12 protein-coding genes and 1 pseudogene are annotated in these 14,316 nt (G+C 68.5%); 12 read left to right on the forward strand and 1 reads right to left on the reverse strand.

All coding sequences use genetic code 11. From position 1 onward, the window contains the following. Nucleotides 1–11: 11 nt before the first annotated feature. The 8 genes from ACAM55_RS10015 to ACAM55_RS10050 all read left to right on the forward strand — a co-directional run bounded on the left by ACAM55_RS10015 (nt 12) and on the right by ACAM55_RS10050 (nt 6,059). Nucleotides 12–1,022 (forward strand): FecCD family ABC transporter permease, encoded by a 1,011-nt coding sequence (locus ACAM55_RS10015; protein WP_369655866.1) that lies wholly within the window; start codon nt 12–14, stop codon nt 1,020–1,022. After that, nucleotides 1,019–1,801: an ABC transporter ATP-binding protein gene (locus ACAM55_RS10020; protein WP_369655867.1), complete on the forward strand. Its 783-nt coding sequence runs from the start codon at nt 1,019–1,021 to the stop codon at nt 1,799–1,801. Before ACAM55_RS10015 ends, ACAM55_RS10020 begins: the two co-directional genes overlap by 4 nt. Before the next feature lie 29 nt (nt 1,802–1,830). Continuing rightward, nucleotides 1,831–2,400, forward strand: coding sequence for a cob(I)yrinic acid a,c-diamide adenosyltransferase (gene cobO / locus ACAM55_RS10025; protein ID WP_369655868.1), 570 nt, complete (start codon nt 1,831–1,833; stop codon nt 2,398–2,400). 15 nt (nt 2,401–2,415) lie between these two features. Next, nucleotides 2,416–3,384: an adenosylcobinamide-phosphate synthase CbiB gene (cbiB, locus tag ACAM55_RS10030; RefSeq protein ID WP_369655869.1), complete on the forward strand. Its 969-nt coding sequence runs from the start codon at nt 2,416–2,418 to the stop codon at nt 3,382–3,384. Then, nucleotides 3,381–4,409: an aminotransferase class I/II-fold pyridoxal phosphate-dependent enzyme gene (locus tag ACAM55_RS10035; RefSeq protein WP_369655870.1), complete on the forward strand. Its 1,029-nt coding sequence runs from the start codon at nt 3,381–3,383 to the stop codon at nt 4,407–4,409. The genes cbiB and ACAM55_RS10035 overlap by 4 nt, the downstream gene beginning before the upstream one ends. A 28-nt stretch (nt 4,410–4,437) precedes the next feature. After that, complete coding sequence (locus ACAM55_RS10040) at nt 4,438–4,791, forward strand: CidA/LrgA family protein (protein ID WP_369655871.1); 354 nt, start codon at nt 4,438–4,440, stop codon at nt 4,789–4,791. Next, entirely contained in the window at nt 4,788–5,516 is a 729-nt protein-coding gene (locus ACAM55_RS10045) for an LrgB family protein (RefSeq protein ID WP_369655872.1), read from the forward strand. The genes ACAM55_RS10040 and ACAM55_RS10045 overlap by 4 nt, the downstream gene beginning before the upstream one ends. Nucleotides 5,517–5,582: 66 nt before the next feature. After that, nucleotides 5,583–6,059 (forward strand): OsmC family protein, encoded by a 477-nt coding sequence (locus ACAM55_RS10050; protein WP_369655873.1) that lies wholly within the window; start codon nt 5,583–5,585, stop codon nt 6,057–6,059. A 21-nt stretch (nt 6,060–6,080) separates the two neighbouring features. Here the strand turns inward: ACAM55_RS10050 and ACAM55_RS10055 are convergent, their stop codons facing one another. Next, nucleotides 6,081–6,995, reverse strand: a complete 915-nt coding sequence (locus tag ACAM55_RS10055) for a LysR family transcriptional regulator (protein ID WP_369655874.1) — start codon at nt 6,993–6,995, stop codon at nt 6,081–6,083. A gap of 184 nt (nt 6,996–7,179) precedes the next feature. Here ACAM55_RS10055 and ACAM55_RS10060 point away from each other — a divergent pair, with 184 nt between their 5' ends. From ACAM55_RS10060 to ACAM55_RS10075, 4 genes and pseudogenes are all read left to right on the forward strand, one after another. Next, nucleotides 7,180–8,061 carry an alpha/beta hydrolase gene (locus ACAM55_RS10060; RefSeq protein ID WP_369655875.1) on the forward strand — a complete coding sequence of 294 codons (882 nt, stop codon included), beginning with the start codon at nt 7,180–7,182 and terminating at the stop codon, nt 8,059–8,061. Between the two features lie 150 nt (nt 8,062–8,211). Further along, nucleotides 8,212–9,462: an efflux RND transporter periplasmic adaptor subunit gene (locus tag ACAM55_RS10065; RefSeq protein ID WP_369655876.1), complete on the forward strand. Its 1,251-nt coding sequence runs from the start codon at nt 8,212–8,214 to the stop codon at nt 9,460–9,462. A gap of 39 nt (nt 9,463–9,501) precedes the next feature. Beyond that, a complete protein-coding gene (locus ACAM55_RS10070) occupies nt 9,502–12,777 on the forward strand; it encodes an efflux RND transporter permease subunit (RefSeq protein WP_369655877.1) in 3,276 nt (1,091 codons plus the stop codon). 18 nt (nt 12,778–12,795) lie between these two features. Beyond that, nucleotides 12,796–14,294: pseudogene (locus tag ACAM55_RS10075) on the forward strand (efflux transporter outer membrane subunit). Nucleotides 14,295–14,316 lie beyond the last annotated feature (22 nt).

Raw genomic sequence — 14,316 nt, forward strand, 5'->3', positions numbered from 1 at the left:
GCGCGGATCTCATGCACACACATCATCGGCGCCGCGTCTGGCTCTTCGGCATGGCCCTGCTGGGCGTGGGCGGCGCATTGGCCGTGTTCGGCCTGGGCATCGGCAGCACCGGCTTCCAAAGCCTGCTGGCGGCGCGGCACGATGCGGTGGCGCTACAGATCGTCTGGGACATCCGGCTGCCGCGCACGCTCGGCGCGTGGCTGGCAGGCGCATTGCTCGGCCTCGCGGGTTCGGTGGCCCAGGGCCTGTTCCGCAATCCGCTGGCCGATCCCTATCTGCTCGGCAGCGCCTCGGGCGCCTCGCTGGGCGTGGCCGTGGCGCTCCTGCTGTTCGGCGGCTCGGCCGCCAGCATGCAATGGGCGATGCGGCTGGGACTCACAGGCGCGGCCTTCGTGGGGGCGGTGTGCGCCGTGATGCTCACGCTGATGCTGGCGCGGGGAGTGCAGCAGACATTGCGGCTGCTGCTCGCCGGCGTGATCGTCGGCGTGGTGCTCGGCGCCGCCAAGGACCTGATCACCATCGCCTCGGCCGACATCCTGCAGGCCTTGCAGGGCTTCATCCTGGGCAGCACCGGCCTGGTCGGCTGGAGCGCATGCGCAGTGATGGGCGCAGTCGGCGCGGTGTGCCTTTTGCTGGCCTGGGCGCTCGCGCCGGTGCTCGACGGACTTGCACTCGGAGAAGCGACGGTCCGCAGCCTGGGCCTCCCGCTGGGTGCGATGCGCGCCGCGTTGGTGGTGGTGCTCGCATTGGCCACCGGCGCGGCCGTGGCGCAGACCGGCCTGATCGCTTTCGTGGGGCTCGCCGCGCCGCACCTCGTGCGCTCCGTGGTCAAGACCACGCACGCGGGATTGATCGTGCTGTCGGCTGGGATGGGCGGCTTGCTGCTGATGGCTGCCGACCTGTTGGCGCGCTGGCTCATTGCGCCGCAGGAACTGCCTGTGGGCGTGCTCACGGCCGTGCTCGGCGGCAGCTACCTGCTGTGGCTGATGCACAGGCGCAGCGCGCGGGGCGGTGTGGCATGAGCGGTCATATCCCGGCACTCGAAGCCCGCGGCGTGAGCGCCACGCTCGGCACCGCCGAGGTGCTGCACGGCATCCACCTGAAGCTCGGCGCCGCGCGCTGGACCAGCGTGGTCGGTCCGAACGGCGCGGGCAAGTCGACCTTGCTCAAGGCGCTTGCGGGCCTGCTCGCGCACCGCGGCGACGTCTTTCTTTTCGGCGAAGCGGCGGACAAGGTGCCGGGCCGCGTGCGCGCACAGCGCCTTTCATGGCTGGGCCAGAGCGGCGCGGCGGGCGAGGGCAGTGCCGACGACCTGATGGTCTACGACATTGCCATGCTCGGCCGCCTGCCGCACCAGCGCTGGCTCGCCGCGCCGAGCAAGGCCGACCGCGAAGCGGTGGAGCGCGCGCTGCGCAGCACCCAGGCCTGGGAGTGGCGCGAACGGCCGCTCGGCCAGCTCTCGGGCGGCGAGCGCCAGCGCGTGCTGCTCGCCCGCGCGCTTGCCGTGGAGGCCGAACTGCTCTTGATGGACGAGCCGCTTGCCAACCTCGACCCCCCGCACCAGGCGGACTGGATGCAGACCACGCGCGCCCTGGTGGCCGAGGGTCGCACCGTGGTCAGCGTGCTGCATGAACTCCCAATGGCGCTGGCCGCCGACGAACTGGTGGTGATGAACCACGGCCGCGTGGTGCACCATGGCGGCAGCAGCGATCCGGCCACCCACGCCGCGCTCGAGCAGGTGTTCGACCATCGCATCCGCGTGCACCGCGTGGCCGATCAGTGGATCGCGCTGCCGAACTGACGAGCATCAACACAAGGCCTACATACATCATGCAAATCGAAACTCCCCCCAGCGAGAAGCCGTACGACAAGGCCGAAGGCGAACGCCGCGGCATCGTCATCGTCAACACCGGCGACGGCAAGGGCAAGAGCACCGCGGCCTTCGGCCTGGCGCTGCGCGCGCACGGCCGCGGCAAGGCGGTGAAGATCTACCAGTTCATGAAAGTGCCCTCGGCGCGCTTCGGCGAGCACCGCATGTTCGAGCAGATCGGCATCCCGATCGAGGGCTTGGGCGACGGCTTCAGCTGGAAGAGCCAGGACCTCGAGCACTCGGCCCAGCTGGCGCGCGACGGCTGGGAAAAGGCCCGGGCGGCCATTCTTTCCGGCGAGTTCTTCCTGGTGGTGCTCGACGAGATCACCTATCCGCTGATCTACGGCTGGCTGCCGCTCGAAGGCGTGCTCGAAACGCTGCGCGAGCGGCCCAAGCATGTGCACGTGGTGCTCACCGGCCGCCGCTGCCCGCCGGAGATTGTCGAACTGGCCGACACCGTGACCGAGATGGCCATGGTCAAGCACGCATTCAAGGCCGGCATTCCGGCGCAGCGCGGCATCGAGGACTGAGCCGCTGCCGGAGGCATGTCCGCCGCTTTTTTCGCCCCTGCCTCGGCAGCCGTCGCGGCCCTGTGGCTTGCCTTGGCCGTCGACCGCTGGCTGGGTGAGCCTGCCGTGCGCTGGCATCCCGTGGTGTGGATGGGGCACTACCTCGGCTCGATCGGTGACCGCATGGCCCCGCGTGCGGCCGATGCGAAGCCGCGCGATCCGAGGCTCTTCATCGCCGGCGCGCTGGCATGGAGCGCGGGCGCGATGCTGGCCGGCGCGCTGGCGCTGGCATTGCAGAAAGGCGCCGCGCAATGGCTGCCCGGATGGGCGGCGGCCCTGGTGCTGGCGCTCGCGCTGAAGCCGCTCTTCGCGTGGCGCATGCTGCGCGGCGAGGTGCTGGCGGTCGAGGCGGCACTGGCGGTTTCGCTCGAAGCGGGCCGCGCGCAGCTCGCACGGCTGGTGAGCCGCGATGTCTCCGTGCTCAGCGAACGCGAAGTTCGCGAAAGCGCCATCGAATCGCTGGCCGAGAACCTCAACGATTCGCTCGTGGCGCCATTGTTCTGGTTCGTGCTGCTGGGCTTGCCGGGCGCGGCGGTCTATCGCTTCGCCAACACGGCCGACGCCATGTGGGGCTATCACGGCGAACGCAATGGCCGCGACTGGACCTGGTTCGGAAAATGGGCGGCGCGCGCCGACGACGTGCTCTCGTGGCTGCCGGCGCGGCTCACGGTATGGCTGCTCGCGCTCGCGGCGTGGCAATGGCCCGCGGGCGTGGCACGCGAGGCGCGCCGCACGCCGTCGCCCAACAGCGGCTGGCCGATGGCGGCCATGGCGCTGCTGCTCGGTGTGCGGCTCGCCAAGCCGGGCGTCTACGCCTTGAATGCCGAAGGCCGGCAGGCCGAAGCGGCCGATATGCGGCGTGCTGCGCGATGGGGCGGCAGGGCGGCGCTGGCGTTGGCGGTGTGTGCATCATTGGCCATCTTCGCGATCACGAGACGGGCATGACCCAGGAAGACGAAACGCTCGATGGTGCGGTGCATGGCGGCCCTGATGAGGGCGGCACGCCGTGGCACGATTTTTCGACCAACGGCAATGCCACGGGGTCGTGCCCCGCCGTCCTGGCCGCGCTGCGCGCGGCCGATGCGGCCCACTATCCGGACCCTGCCTATGTGCGGTTGCGCGGCGCACTGGCGCGCTTCCATGGCGTGGCAACGGAGCGCATCGTGATCGCGGCCAGCGCCAGCGAATTCATCCACCGCATCAGCGCCGCCTTCGCGCAGGGCGGTGGCCGCGAAGCGTGGCTGCCCGCGCACAGCTATGGCGACTACGAGCGCGCGGCCTTGGCTTGGGGCCTGCGGGTGCCGCGCTTTCCGGCGCCGCCCGGCGAGGCGGCGCTGCGATGGTGCTGCGAACCGTCGAGCCCGCTCGGCCAGGCTCAGCCCGATCTCACACTGCACACCAGGGCCGGCGGCCTCTGCGTGCTCGACCTGGCCTATGAACCGCTGCGCCTCGAAGGCACGGCATCGCTCGATGCAACCGAGCGAAACCGCGTGTGGCAGCTGTGGACACCCAACAAGGCGATGGGCCTCACCGGCGTTCGCGCGGCCTACGCCATCGCACCCGATGACGCTGCGGCCGTACCATTGTTGCAGCGCCTCCAGCGCCTGGCCCCGTCGTGGCCGGTTGGCGCCCACGGCGTGGCGCTGCTCGAAACCTGGATCGGCACCGAAGCCCAGGCCTGGCTCGCGCAGAGCCTGCACACCTTGCAGGCCTGGAAAGCGCAGCAGCGCACCCTCTGCGAATCGCTGGGGTGGCAATGCCTGCCGGGCGACGCCAACTTCTTCTGCGCGCGCACCGATGCGCCATACCCTCGACTGGCCGCCGCTTTGCGCGCCGAAGGCGTCAAACTGCGCGACTGCGCTTCCTTCGGCCTGCCGGGGTACGTGCGGCTGGGCGTGCTGCCGCCGCAGAGCCAGCAGGCGCTGAAAGAAGCCTGGACGCGCGCCGTTGCTGCCTCGGCCGAACATTGAAGATCAACCCGATCCGCAGGACATCCGCATGCTCTACGCCATCACCACGCTCTTTCTTTGCCAACTGGCCGGCGAGCTGCTCGTGCAGTGGCTCGGCCTGCCGATCCCGGGTCCGCTGATCGGCATGCTGCTGCTCTTCATCGTGCTGCTCGTTCGCGGCGGCGTGCCCGACGCGTTGAGCGCGACCTCGGGCCATCTGCTGCGCAACCTCATGCTGCTGTTCATTCCCGCCGTGACCGGCGTCATGCTGCATTTCGAGCGGGTGGGGCGCGAATGGCTTCCGTTCCTCGCGGCCGGCATCGTGGGAGCGGCCTTCACCATGACCGTGACCGCGCTCACCTTGCGCTGGATGATCCGCATCACGGGCAAGGACGCGGAATGACTTCACCCGCAAAGCTGTCCGACATCTGGGTCTTTCTCGCGCAGTCGCCACTGCTGTGGCTGTCGCTCACGCTGCTGGCCTACCTCGGCGCGCTGTGGCTGCACAGGCGCAGCGGCGCCAACCCCGCGGTCAATCCGGTGCTGGTGTCGGTGATTGCGATCGTGAGCGTGCTGCTCGTCACGCGCACGCCTTACGACACGTATTTCGAAGGCGCCAAGTTCGTGCACTTCCTGATCGGGCCGGCCACTGTGGCGCTCGCGGTGCCGCTTCATGGCCAGCTCGCGCGGCTGCGCCGCCTGTGGCTGCCGATCGGCGTGGCGCTGCTGGTGGGCTCGGTGGCGGCCATAGTGTCGGCCGTTGGCATCGCCTGGGCGCTGGGCGGATCGCACGAACTGATGATGTCGCTCGCACCCAAGTCGGCCACCATGCCGATCGCGATGGGCGTGGCCGAAAAGATCGGCGGGCTGCCGTCGCTCGCCGCCGTGGCGGCTGCCGTCGCGGGCATCTCGGGCGCCATCATGGCAACCGGCCTCTTGAACCTGCTGCGCATCGAGGAGCCCGCGGTGCGCGGTTTCGCGGTGGGCATGGCGGCGCATGGCATCGGCACCGCGCGCGCCATCCAGGTGAACGAAACGGCCGGCGCGTTCTCCGCATTGGCGCTGGGCCTCAATGGCATTGCGACGGCGCTGCTGGTGCCGTTGCTGGTGAAGCTGATGGGCGTTTGAGGGGCGCGACCCGATGGCCTCCTGACGCAAAATAGCGGCCACCATCTGGCGTTGGAGAGCAAAGGCATGGCCCCGTACACCGCACAAATCCTCTGGCAGCGAGGCGACCAGGACTTCCTCGGCAACACCTACAGCCGAAGGCATTCGATGCGCTTCGATGGCGGCGCGGAAGTGCCCGGCTCCTCGTCGCCGCACGTGGTGCCGCTGCCATTTTCCGATGCGGCGGCGGTCGATCCCGAAGAAGCGTTCGTCGCTTCGCTGTCGAGCTGCCACATGCTGTGGTTCCTCACCATGGCAATGAAGCGCAAGTTCAACGTCGACCGCTACTTCGACGCGGCGACCGGCATCATGGAAAAGAACGCCGAAGGCAGGCTCGCGATGACGGTGGTCACGCTCCGGCCGGAGGTCACGTTCTCGGGCGACAACCTGCCCACGCGCGAGCAGATCGAGCACATGCACCACCGGGCGCACGAAGAATGCTTCATTGCCAACTCGGTGAAGACCGAGGTGCGCTGCGAGCCGGTGTTCGCTGCGGCCGATTGAGGCGGCAGGCAGCGAACGAACTCATCGCCGCTGCAGCCGCGGGTTCTTCGCAAACAGCTCGGCCGCCCAGTCCACGAACGCCCGCACCTTCGCGCTCAGATGGCGGTTGGGCGGGTACACCACGTGAATCGGCAGCGGGTCGCGGCGCCACTCGGGCAGCACCTCGATCAGTTCGCCGCTTTCCAGCAGCGGCTCGGCCATGAAGGTGATGCACTGCGAAATGCCGAAGCCGCCGAGCACGGCCGCCATGTGGGCGTTGCTCTCGTTGACCGACACGCGGTAGGGCCCGTTGAGCTCGATGGACTCGTCGCCCTTCTTGAACTCGTGGGGGTAGATGCGCCGCGTGCTGCCCGAAAAATAGCTCACCACGTGGTGGCGCTTTTCGATGTCGTTGGGATGCTGCGGAATGCCGTAGCGCTTGACGTAGGCCGGCGACGCCACGGTCACGAAGTGCAGGGTGCCGATGCGCCGGGCCACCAGGGACTGGTCGCTGAGTTCGCCGGCCCGGATCACGCAGTCGACGTTGTCGGTGATGAGGTCGACCGTGCGGTCGCTCACGCCCAGGTCGACCTGGATCTCGGGGTAGCGGTCGCAGAAGGTGGCCAGGGCGGGCAGGATGATGAGCCGCGCCACCGAGGTGCCGACGTCGATGCGCAGCCGGCCCGTGGGGTTGGCCTGTGCGTTGGTCATGCTCGCTTCGATGTCGTCGAAGTCGTTCAGCAGGCGCGCCGCGCGCTCGTAGTAGGCCGCACCATCCGGCGTCACGGTCACGCGCCGCGTGGTGCGGTTGAGCAGCTTCACCCGCAGGCGAGATTCCAGCGCCTGGATCTGCTTGGTGACCGTACCCTTGGGCAGGGCGAGCGAGTCCGCCGCCCGGGTGAACGTGCCTGCTTCCACCACGCGGACAAAGATCCGCATTGCCTGGATTTGATCCATTGATGACTGTTCCTGGGAACCCGGCCATTGCCGGGAGGACGCGGATTCTCACACAAGGTGACAATCCCACAGCGTTTCCCGGATTGTTAGCGGTTTGGAAACAGAGTAGGGGCATGTTGCCCGTTTAACGCCACACTGGCCGCCTTATATTTCGACTATCGCCAATCCTCCTGAGGTTGCTTCCATGTCACCCCGCCCATCGTCCCGCTCTGCCGAAGCCGCTGCTCTCGCCGCGGCAGAAGGCGTGGAAGCCGATCTTTCGATCGAGCTGCCCGGCCGCGAGCCCGTGGGTGCCCGGGTATACGGACAACGTCCCCGGGGCGAAACCGTACCGCTGGTGCTGCATTTCCATGGCGGCACCTTCATTTGCGGCAACCTGGACAACGGGCGCAACGTGGCCCGGCTTTTGGCCGGCGCGGGCGCGGTGGTGGTGTCGGTGGCTTATCCGCTGGCGCCCGAATCGCCGTTCCCCGAGCCCATCGAAGTGGGCTATGCCGCGCTCGAGTGGCTCTACAAGCAGCGCGTGAAGCTCGGCGGCAAGGGCGCCCAGGTGTACCTGGCCGGTGAAGAAGCCGGCGGCAACCTGGCGGCCGGTGTGGCGCTGATCGCCCGCGACCGGGCGCATCCGCCGCTGGCCGGGCAGATCCTGCTGTCGCCCATGCTCGATCCGTGCGCGGGCACGGCTTCGCTGCGCAAGGCCACCAACGACGAGGCCGAATGCCGCTGGGCCAAGGGCTGGGAAAAATACCTGAGCTGCCCGTCGAATGCGATGCACCCGTACGCGGTGCCGAGCGGATCGCTCCGGCTGTCGTCCCTGGCGCCTGCCCTGGTGCTGGTGGGGCAGGACGATGCGATGCGCGACGAGGCCATGACTTTTGCCGGACGCCTGCGCGCGGCCGGCATCGACGTCACGAGCAGCGTGCTGCCCGGCGCCGCGAATTGGCCCAAAGCCCTGTACGACCCCGAGCCCTCGGGTTGTGCAGCCTGCGAGGCCAGCATCCAGCAGCATTTCCGCGAGTTTTTCAGTGCCACCACGCCGCCTCCGGTAGCACCCAAGCCCAGCTAGGCGGGCCGGTCGCGGCAGCCTGGCTGACGACGCGACGCCGCCCCTCGGCCCACCGGTAACCCCGGTCGTTTTCGAATTCCGCCTCCTGGTGCCACAAGCACCGGGATGGCCTGTTGCATCCCAAAAAGTCATCGAGAAGGACGAATCATCATGTCGAACAACAATCAAAAACTGTCTTCCGTCGCCCGCAAGGGCCTGTGGCCCGCCGTGACCGGCCTCACCGCAGTGCTGGCCGTGGCCGCCGGGGTGCTGGGCATGCACAGCTTCAAGGCCGAGGCCACGGCGCCCGCCGCGGCGCAGCAGGGCACGCCGGTGTCGGTGGCGGCCGTGGCGTCGAGCGAGATCAACGCCTGGGACGAGTTCTCGGGCCGGCTCGAGGCGGTGCAGCGGGTGGACGTGCGTTCCCGCGTGGCGGGCGCCGTGCAGGCGGTGCACTTTCGCGAAGGCGCGCTGGTGAAGCAGGGCGACCTGCTGATCACCATCGATCCCGCACCGTATGCCGCCGAAGTGGAGCGTGCCGAAGCGCAGGTGGCATCGGCACAGGCCCGCCAGGCGTTCAGCCGCAGCGAGCAGGAGCGTGCCAAGCGCCTGTGGGACCAGCAAGCCATCGCCCAACGCGAATATGACGAGCGCGTGAACGCCAGCCGCGAGGCCGACGCCAACCTGCGCGCCTCGCAAGCGTCGCTGCAGTCGGCGCGCCTGAACCTGGGCTACACGCAGGTGCGTGCGCCGGTGTCGGGCCGCATCGGCAAGCTCGAGGTGACCGTGGGCAACCTGGTGGCCGCCGGCCCCGGCGCGCCGGTGCTGACCACGCTGGTGTCGGTGAGCCCGATCTACGCGAGCTTCGATGCCGACGAGCAGGTGATCACGCGGGCCCTGAAGGACTTGCCGAGCGGCTCCAGCGCCCGCGGCCAGATCGAGAGCATTCCCGTGCAGATGGGCACCGCCGGCGTCGACGGCACGCCTTTCCTGGGCAAGCTGCAGCTGATCGACAACCAGGTCGATGCCCGCAGCGGCACGGTGCGCGTGCGTGCCTCCTTCGACAACAAGGACGGCGCGCTCATCCCCGGCCAGTTCGCCCGCATCCGCATGGGCCAGGCACGCAGCGACTCCGCGCTGCTGGTGAGCGAACGCGCCATCGGCACCGACCAGAACAAGAAGTTCGTGCTGGTCGTTGGCGACGACAACAAGGCGATGTATCGCGAAGTGACGCTCGGCGCGTCGATCAACGGGCTGCGTGTCGTGAGCAAGGGCCTGAAGGCCGGCGATCGCGTGGTGGTCAACGGCCTGCAGCACATCCGCCCCGGCGCGCTGGTGGTGCCGCAGACCGTGACGATGGACGCCAAGGCCGATACGAAGCAACAACAACCGGAACGCGTGGCCGAGGCCGCAAAGTCCTGATCACGGAGGGAGCGCCCTGGCGCTCGCCGGAGAAACAACATGAATCTCTCTAAATTCTTCATCGACCGGCCGATCTTTGCCGGCGTGCTGTCGCTATTGATACTGATAGCCGGCCTGATCGCGCTGCGGGGGCTGCCGATTTCGGAGTACCCGGAAGTCGCGCCGCCCTCCGTGGTGGTGCGAGCCCAGTATCCGGGCGCCAACCCGAAGGTGATTGCCGAAACCGTTGCAACGCCGCTCGAAGAGCAGATCAACGGCGTCGAAGGCATGCTCTACATGGGCAGCCAGGCGACCACCGACGGCGTGTTGACGCTGACGGTGACCTTCCGCCTCGGCACCGATCCCGACAAGGCACAGCAGCTCGTGCAGAACCGCGTCTCGCAAGCCGAGCCGCGCCTGCCGGAGGAAGTGCGCCGCCTCGGCATCACGACCGTCAAGAGCGCGCCCGACCTGACGATGGTGGTCCACCTCGTCTCGCCGAACAACCGCTACGACATCAACTACCTGCGCAACTACGCGGTGCTGAACGTCAAGGACCCGCTCGCGCGCATCGAAGGCGTGGGCCAGGTGCAGATCTTCGGCGGCGGCGACTACTCGATGCGCGTCTGGCTCGACCCGCAGAAGGTTGCGCAGCGCGGCCTCTCGGCCAGCGACGTGGTGGCTGCGATCCGCGGCCAGAACGTGCAGGCCGCGGCCGGCGTGGTCGGCGCATCGCCGGGCCTCTCGGGCGTGGACATGCAGCTCTCGATCAATGCGCAAGGGCGCCTGCAGAGCGAGGAAGAGTTCGGCGACATCATCGTCAAGAGCGGCACCGACGGCGCCGTGACCCGCCTGCGCGACATCGGCCGCCTCGAGATGGGCGCCGCCGACTACTCGCTGCGTTCGCTCCTGAACAACGACCCGGCCGTGGGCATGGGCGTGTTCCAGGCGCCGGGCTCCAATGCGCTCGACATCTCGTCGAACGTGCGCAAGACGATGGCCGAGCTCAACAAGAACATGCCGGAAGGGCTGGAATACCGCATCGCCTACGACCCGACGCAGTTCGTGCGTGCATCGATCGAATCGGTGATCCACACGCTGCTCGAAGCCATCATGCTGGTGGTGCTGGTCGTGATCCTGTTCCTGCAGACCTGGCGCGCGTCGATCATTCCCCTGCTGGCCGTACCGGTGTCGGTGATCGGCACCTTCGCGGTGCTGCACGTCCTCGGTTTCTCGATCAATGCGCTGAGCCTGTTCGGGCTGGTGCTGGCCATCGGCATCGTGGTGGACGACGCCATCGTGGTGGTGGAAAACGTCGAGCGCAACATCGAGGCGGGGCTCACGCCGCGTGAAGCCACTTACCGTGCGATGCGCGAAGTGTCGGGCCCCATCATCGCGATCGCGCTGGTGCTGGTGGCCGTGTTCGTGCCGCTCGCCTTCATCAGCGGCCTCACGGGTCAGTTCTACCGCCAGTTCGCGGTGACGATCGCGATCTCGACGGTGATCTCGGCCATCAACTCGCTCACGCTGTCGCCCGCGCTCGCCGCCTTGCTTCTGCGCAGCCACGATGCTCCCAAGGACGCGCTGACGCGCGGCATGGACAAGGCCTTCGGCTGGCTGTTCCGCGGCTTCAACAAGCTCTTCAGCCGTGGTTCGGAAGCGTACAGCGGCGGCGTCAAGAGCGTGATCTCGCGCAAGACGCTGATGCTGGTGATCTACCTCGCGCTGATCGGCGTGACCTTCGGTCTCTTCAAGGCGGTGCCCAGCGGCTTCGTGCCGGCGCAGGACAAGCAATACCTGATCGGTTTTGCCCAGCTGCCCGACGGCGCCACGCTCGACCGCACCGACGAGGTGATCCAGCGCATGGGCGAGATCATGAAGAAGAACCCGAACGTGGAAGACGCCATTGCCTTCCCGGGCCTGTCGATCAACGGTTTCACCAACAGCTCGAACTCCGGCATCGTGTTTGCCACGCTCAAGCCCTTCGACCAGCGCAAGCGCCCCGACCAGAGCGGCGGTGCGGTGGCCGGGCAGCTCAACGGCGCCTTCGCCAGCATCCAGGATGCGTTCATCGTGATGTTCCCGCCCCCGCCGGTGGCGGGCCTGGGCACCACGGGCGGCTTCAAGCTGCAGATCGAAGACCGCGCCTCGGTCGGCTACGACCAGATGGACGCGGCGGTGAAAGCCTTCATGGCCAAGGCGTATGCCGCCCCTGAGCTCACGGGCATGTTCACGAGCTGGCAGGTCAACGTGCCGCAGCTGTATGCGGACATCGACCGCACCAAGGCGCGCCAGCTCGGCGTGCCGGTGACGGACATCTTCGACACCATGCAGATCTACCTCGGCAGCCTGTATGCGAACGACTTCAACAAGTTCGGCCGCACGTACAGCGTGCGGGTGCAGGCCGATGCGCCTTACCGCGCCCGTGCCGAAGACGTGGGCATGCTGAAGGTGCGCTCGACCTCGGGCGAGATGGTGCCGCTGTCCGCGCTGATGAAGGTCAACTCGACCTTCGGCCCGGAACGCGCCATGCGCTACAACGGCTACCTCGCGGCCGACATCAACGGCGGGCCGGCGCCCGGCTATTCGTCGGGCCAGGCGCAGGACGCGATCACCAAGATCGCGGCCGAGACGCTGCCCAAGGGCGTGAGCTTCGAGTGGACCGAGCTGACCTACCAGGAAATCCTGGCCGGCAACTCCGCCTTCCTGGTGTTCCCGCTGGCCATCCTGCTGGTGTTCCTGGTGCTTGCCGCGCAGTACGAAAGCCTGACGCTGCCGATCGCCATCATCCTGATCGTGCCCATGGGCATCCTGGCCGCGATGACGGGCGTATGGATATCGGGGGGTGACAACAACGTCTTCACGCAGATCGGGTTGATCGTGCTGGTGGGGCTGAGCGCGAAGAACGCGATCCTGATCGTGGAGTTCGCACGGGAGCTCGAGTTCGCCGGACGCACGCCCATCCAGGCTGCGATCGAAGCCAGCCGCCTGCGCCTGCGCCCGATTCTCATGACCTCGCTGGCCTTCGTGATGGGTGTGCTGCCCCTCGTGCTGTCGACCGGCGCGGGCTCGGAGATGCGCAAGGCCATGGGCGTGGCGGTGTTCGCCGGGATGATCGGCGTGACGGCCTTCGGCCTGTTCCTGACGCCAGTGTTCTATGTGCTGATGCGCCGCCTCGCGGGCAACCGTCCGCTCAAGTTGCACGGCGACGTGCCGCACGGAGAAGACTTCGTTTCGGCGGCCCATCCGGCTGCGCCGTCCCACGGAGGTTCCGGCGGTGGCGGGCTGCACCCGCTACCCGCCTCGCCGCGTCCTTCGCACGGCTCGCATGACTGATCGAGAAGAAAGCTCATCATGAAATTCTCAGTACAACCTTGGGTCAAGCCACTTCGCACCGCCTTGCTGCCGCTGGTGGCCGCCCTGGCGCTGGCCGCTGCGCGAGCGTTCCCTCCGGCGTGCCGGAGATCCAGACCACCGCCCAGTTCAAGGAGCAGGGCGCCGCGCCGCCGGCCGGCTGGACGCGTGCCGTGCCTTCCGAAGCGCAGACGCGCGGCGCCTGGTGGCTGGCATTCAACGACCCGGTGCTCAATGCGCTGGTCGAGAAGGCCGACGTCAACAACAACAACATCCAGGCCGCCGCGGCTCGGCTCGCGGAAGCCCGCGCCCTGGCACGCAGCGCTAACGCCGACCGTATGCCGCAGATCGGCCTGAGCGGCGGTGCCAACCGCGGTGCTGGCCTCGACAAGGCGACGGCCAGCACCAGGCCGGCCACCATGACCAACATCGGCGCCACGTTCTCATACGAGCTCGACCTGTTCGGCCGCCTCTCGGGCGCGAGCAATGCGGCCAAGCTCGATGCGGCGGGCCGCGAAGGCCTGCTGCAGAGCACGCGCCTCGCGGTGCAGGCCGAGGTGGCCCAGACCTACCTGCAGCTTCGCGCGCTCGACGCCGAGCGTGCCCTGGTGCGCGAGCAGGTCGAGGCCTACCGCGACACGCTGCGCCTGACGCAGCGCCGGCAGCAGGCCGGCGACATCGCCGAGCTCGACGTGGCGCGCGTGCAGACCGAGGTGTCGTCCACCGAGTCGGACGCGCTCGCGCTCGACCGGCAGCGCGCCCAGGTCGAGCATGCGCTCGCGGTGCTGGTGGGCGATTCGGCCTCCAGCTTCGGCCTGCGGACCGACGACTGGGCTACCGCGCTGCCATCCGTGCCCCCCGGCGTGCCGGCCACGGTGCTCACGCGCCGCCCGGACGTGTCGGCCGCGCAGAACGCGGTGCTTGCGGCGCAGGCCCGGGTGGGCGTGGCACAGGCGGCGTGGTTTCCGGACATCTCGCTGACCGGCTCGGCCGGCTATGCATCGCCCGAAATCGGCGACCTGTTCAAGTGGTCGGCCCGCTCCTGGGGCGTGGGTGCGCTGCTCTCGCTGCCGATCTTTGACGGCGGCCGCCGCGAAGCCGGCGTGCAGGGCGCCAATGCGCAGCTCGATGGTGCGCTTGCCAACTACCGCAACCAGGTGCTGGTGGCGTTCCAGGAGGTCGAAGACCAGCTCTCTGCCATCCGCATCCTGCAGGAGCAGTCGACCGTGCAGGCGCAGGCCGTCACGTCGGCCCAGCGCGCGACCAGCCTGTCTGACACGCGTTACCGCAACGGCTACATCAGCCAGCTCGACCTGCTCGACGCGCGCCGCAGCGAACTGCGCAACCGGCGCCAGGCGCTGCAGGTGAAGTCGGCGCAGTACCAGGCGGCCGTGGGGCTGATCCGCGCCATCGGCGGCGGCTGGGAAGTGCCGCCCGCTACGGCGCAGGCCCAGCCCCGGCCCGACGGGGTGGGCGCGGTACACACCGCGGCACGCTGAAACACCAAAGGGGCGCAAACCC

Source organism: Variovorax sp. V213 (assembly GCF_041154455.1).
Classification (GTDB): domain Bacteria; phylum Pseudomonadota; class Gammaproteobacteria; order Burkholderiales; family Burkholderiaceae_C; genus Variovorax.

What these genes read in the sequence shown, in the direction of transcription:
- ACAM55_RS10015 (WP_369655866.1), top strand. Translation starts at nt 12, where the DNA reads ATGCACACACATCATCGGCGCCGCGTCTGGCTCTTCGGCATGGCCCTG.
- ACAM55_RS10020 (WP_369655867.1), top strand. Translation starts at nt 1,019, where the DNA reads ATGAGCGGTCATATCCCGGCACTCGAAGCCCGCGGCGTGAGCGCCACG.
- cobO (WP_369655868.1), top strand. Translation starts at nt 1,831, where the DNA reads ATGCAAATCGAAACTCCCCCCAGCGAGAAGCCGTACGACAAGGCCGAA.
- cbiB (WP_369655869.1), top strand. Translation starts at nt 2,416, where the DNA reads ATGTCCGCCGCTTTTTTCGCCCCTGCCTCGGCAGCCGTCGCGGCCCTG.
- ACAM55_RS10035 (WP_369655870.1), top strand. Translation starts at nt 3,381, where the DNA reads ATGACCCAGGAAGACGAAACGCTCGATGGTGCGGTGCATGGCGGCCCT.
- ACAM55_RS10040 (WP_369655871.1), top strand. Translation starts at nt 4,438, where the DNA reads ATGCTCTACGCCATCACCACGCTCTTTCTTTGCCAACTGGCCGGCGAG.
- ACAM55_RS10045 (WP_369655872.1), top strand. Translation starts at nt 4,788, where the DNA reads ATGACTTCACCCGCAAAGCTGTCCGACATCTGGGTCTTTCTCGCGCAG.
- ACAM55_RS10050 (WP_369655873.1), top strand. Translation starts at nt 5,583, where the DNA reads ATGGCCCCGTACACCGCACAAATCCTCTGGCAGCGAGGCGACCAGGAC.
- ACAM55_RS10055 (WP_369655874.1), bottom strand. Translation starts at nt 6,995, where the DNA reads ATGGATCAAATCCAGGCAATGCGGATCTTTGTCCGCGTGGTGGAAGCA.
- ACAM55_RS10060 (WP_369655875.1), top strand. Translation starts at nt 7,180, where the DNA reads ATGTCACCCCGCCCATCGTCCCGCTCTGCCGAAGCCGCTGCTCTCGCC.
- ACAM55_RS10065 (WP_369655876.1), top strand. Translation starts at nt 8,212, where the DNA reads ATGTCGAACAACAATCAAAAACTGTCTTCCGTCGCCCGCAAGGGCCTG.
- ACAM55_RS10070 (WP_369655877.1), top strand. Translation starts at nt 9,502, where the DNA reads ATGAATCTCTCTAAATTCTTCATCGACCGGCCGATCTTTGCCGGCGTG.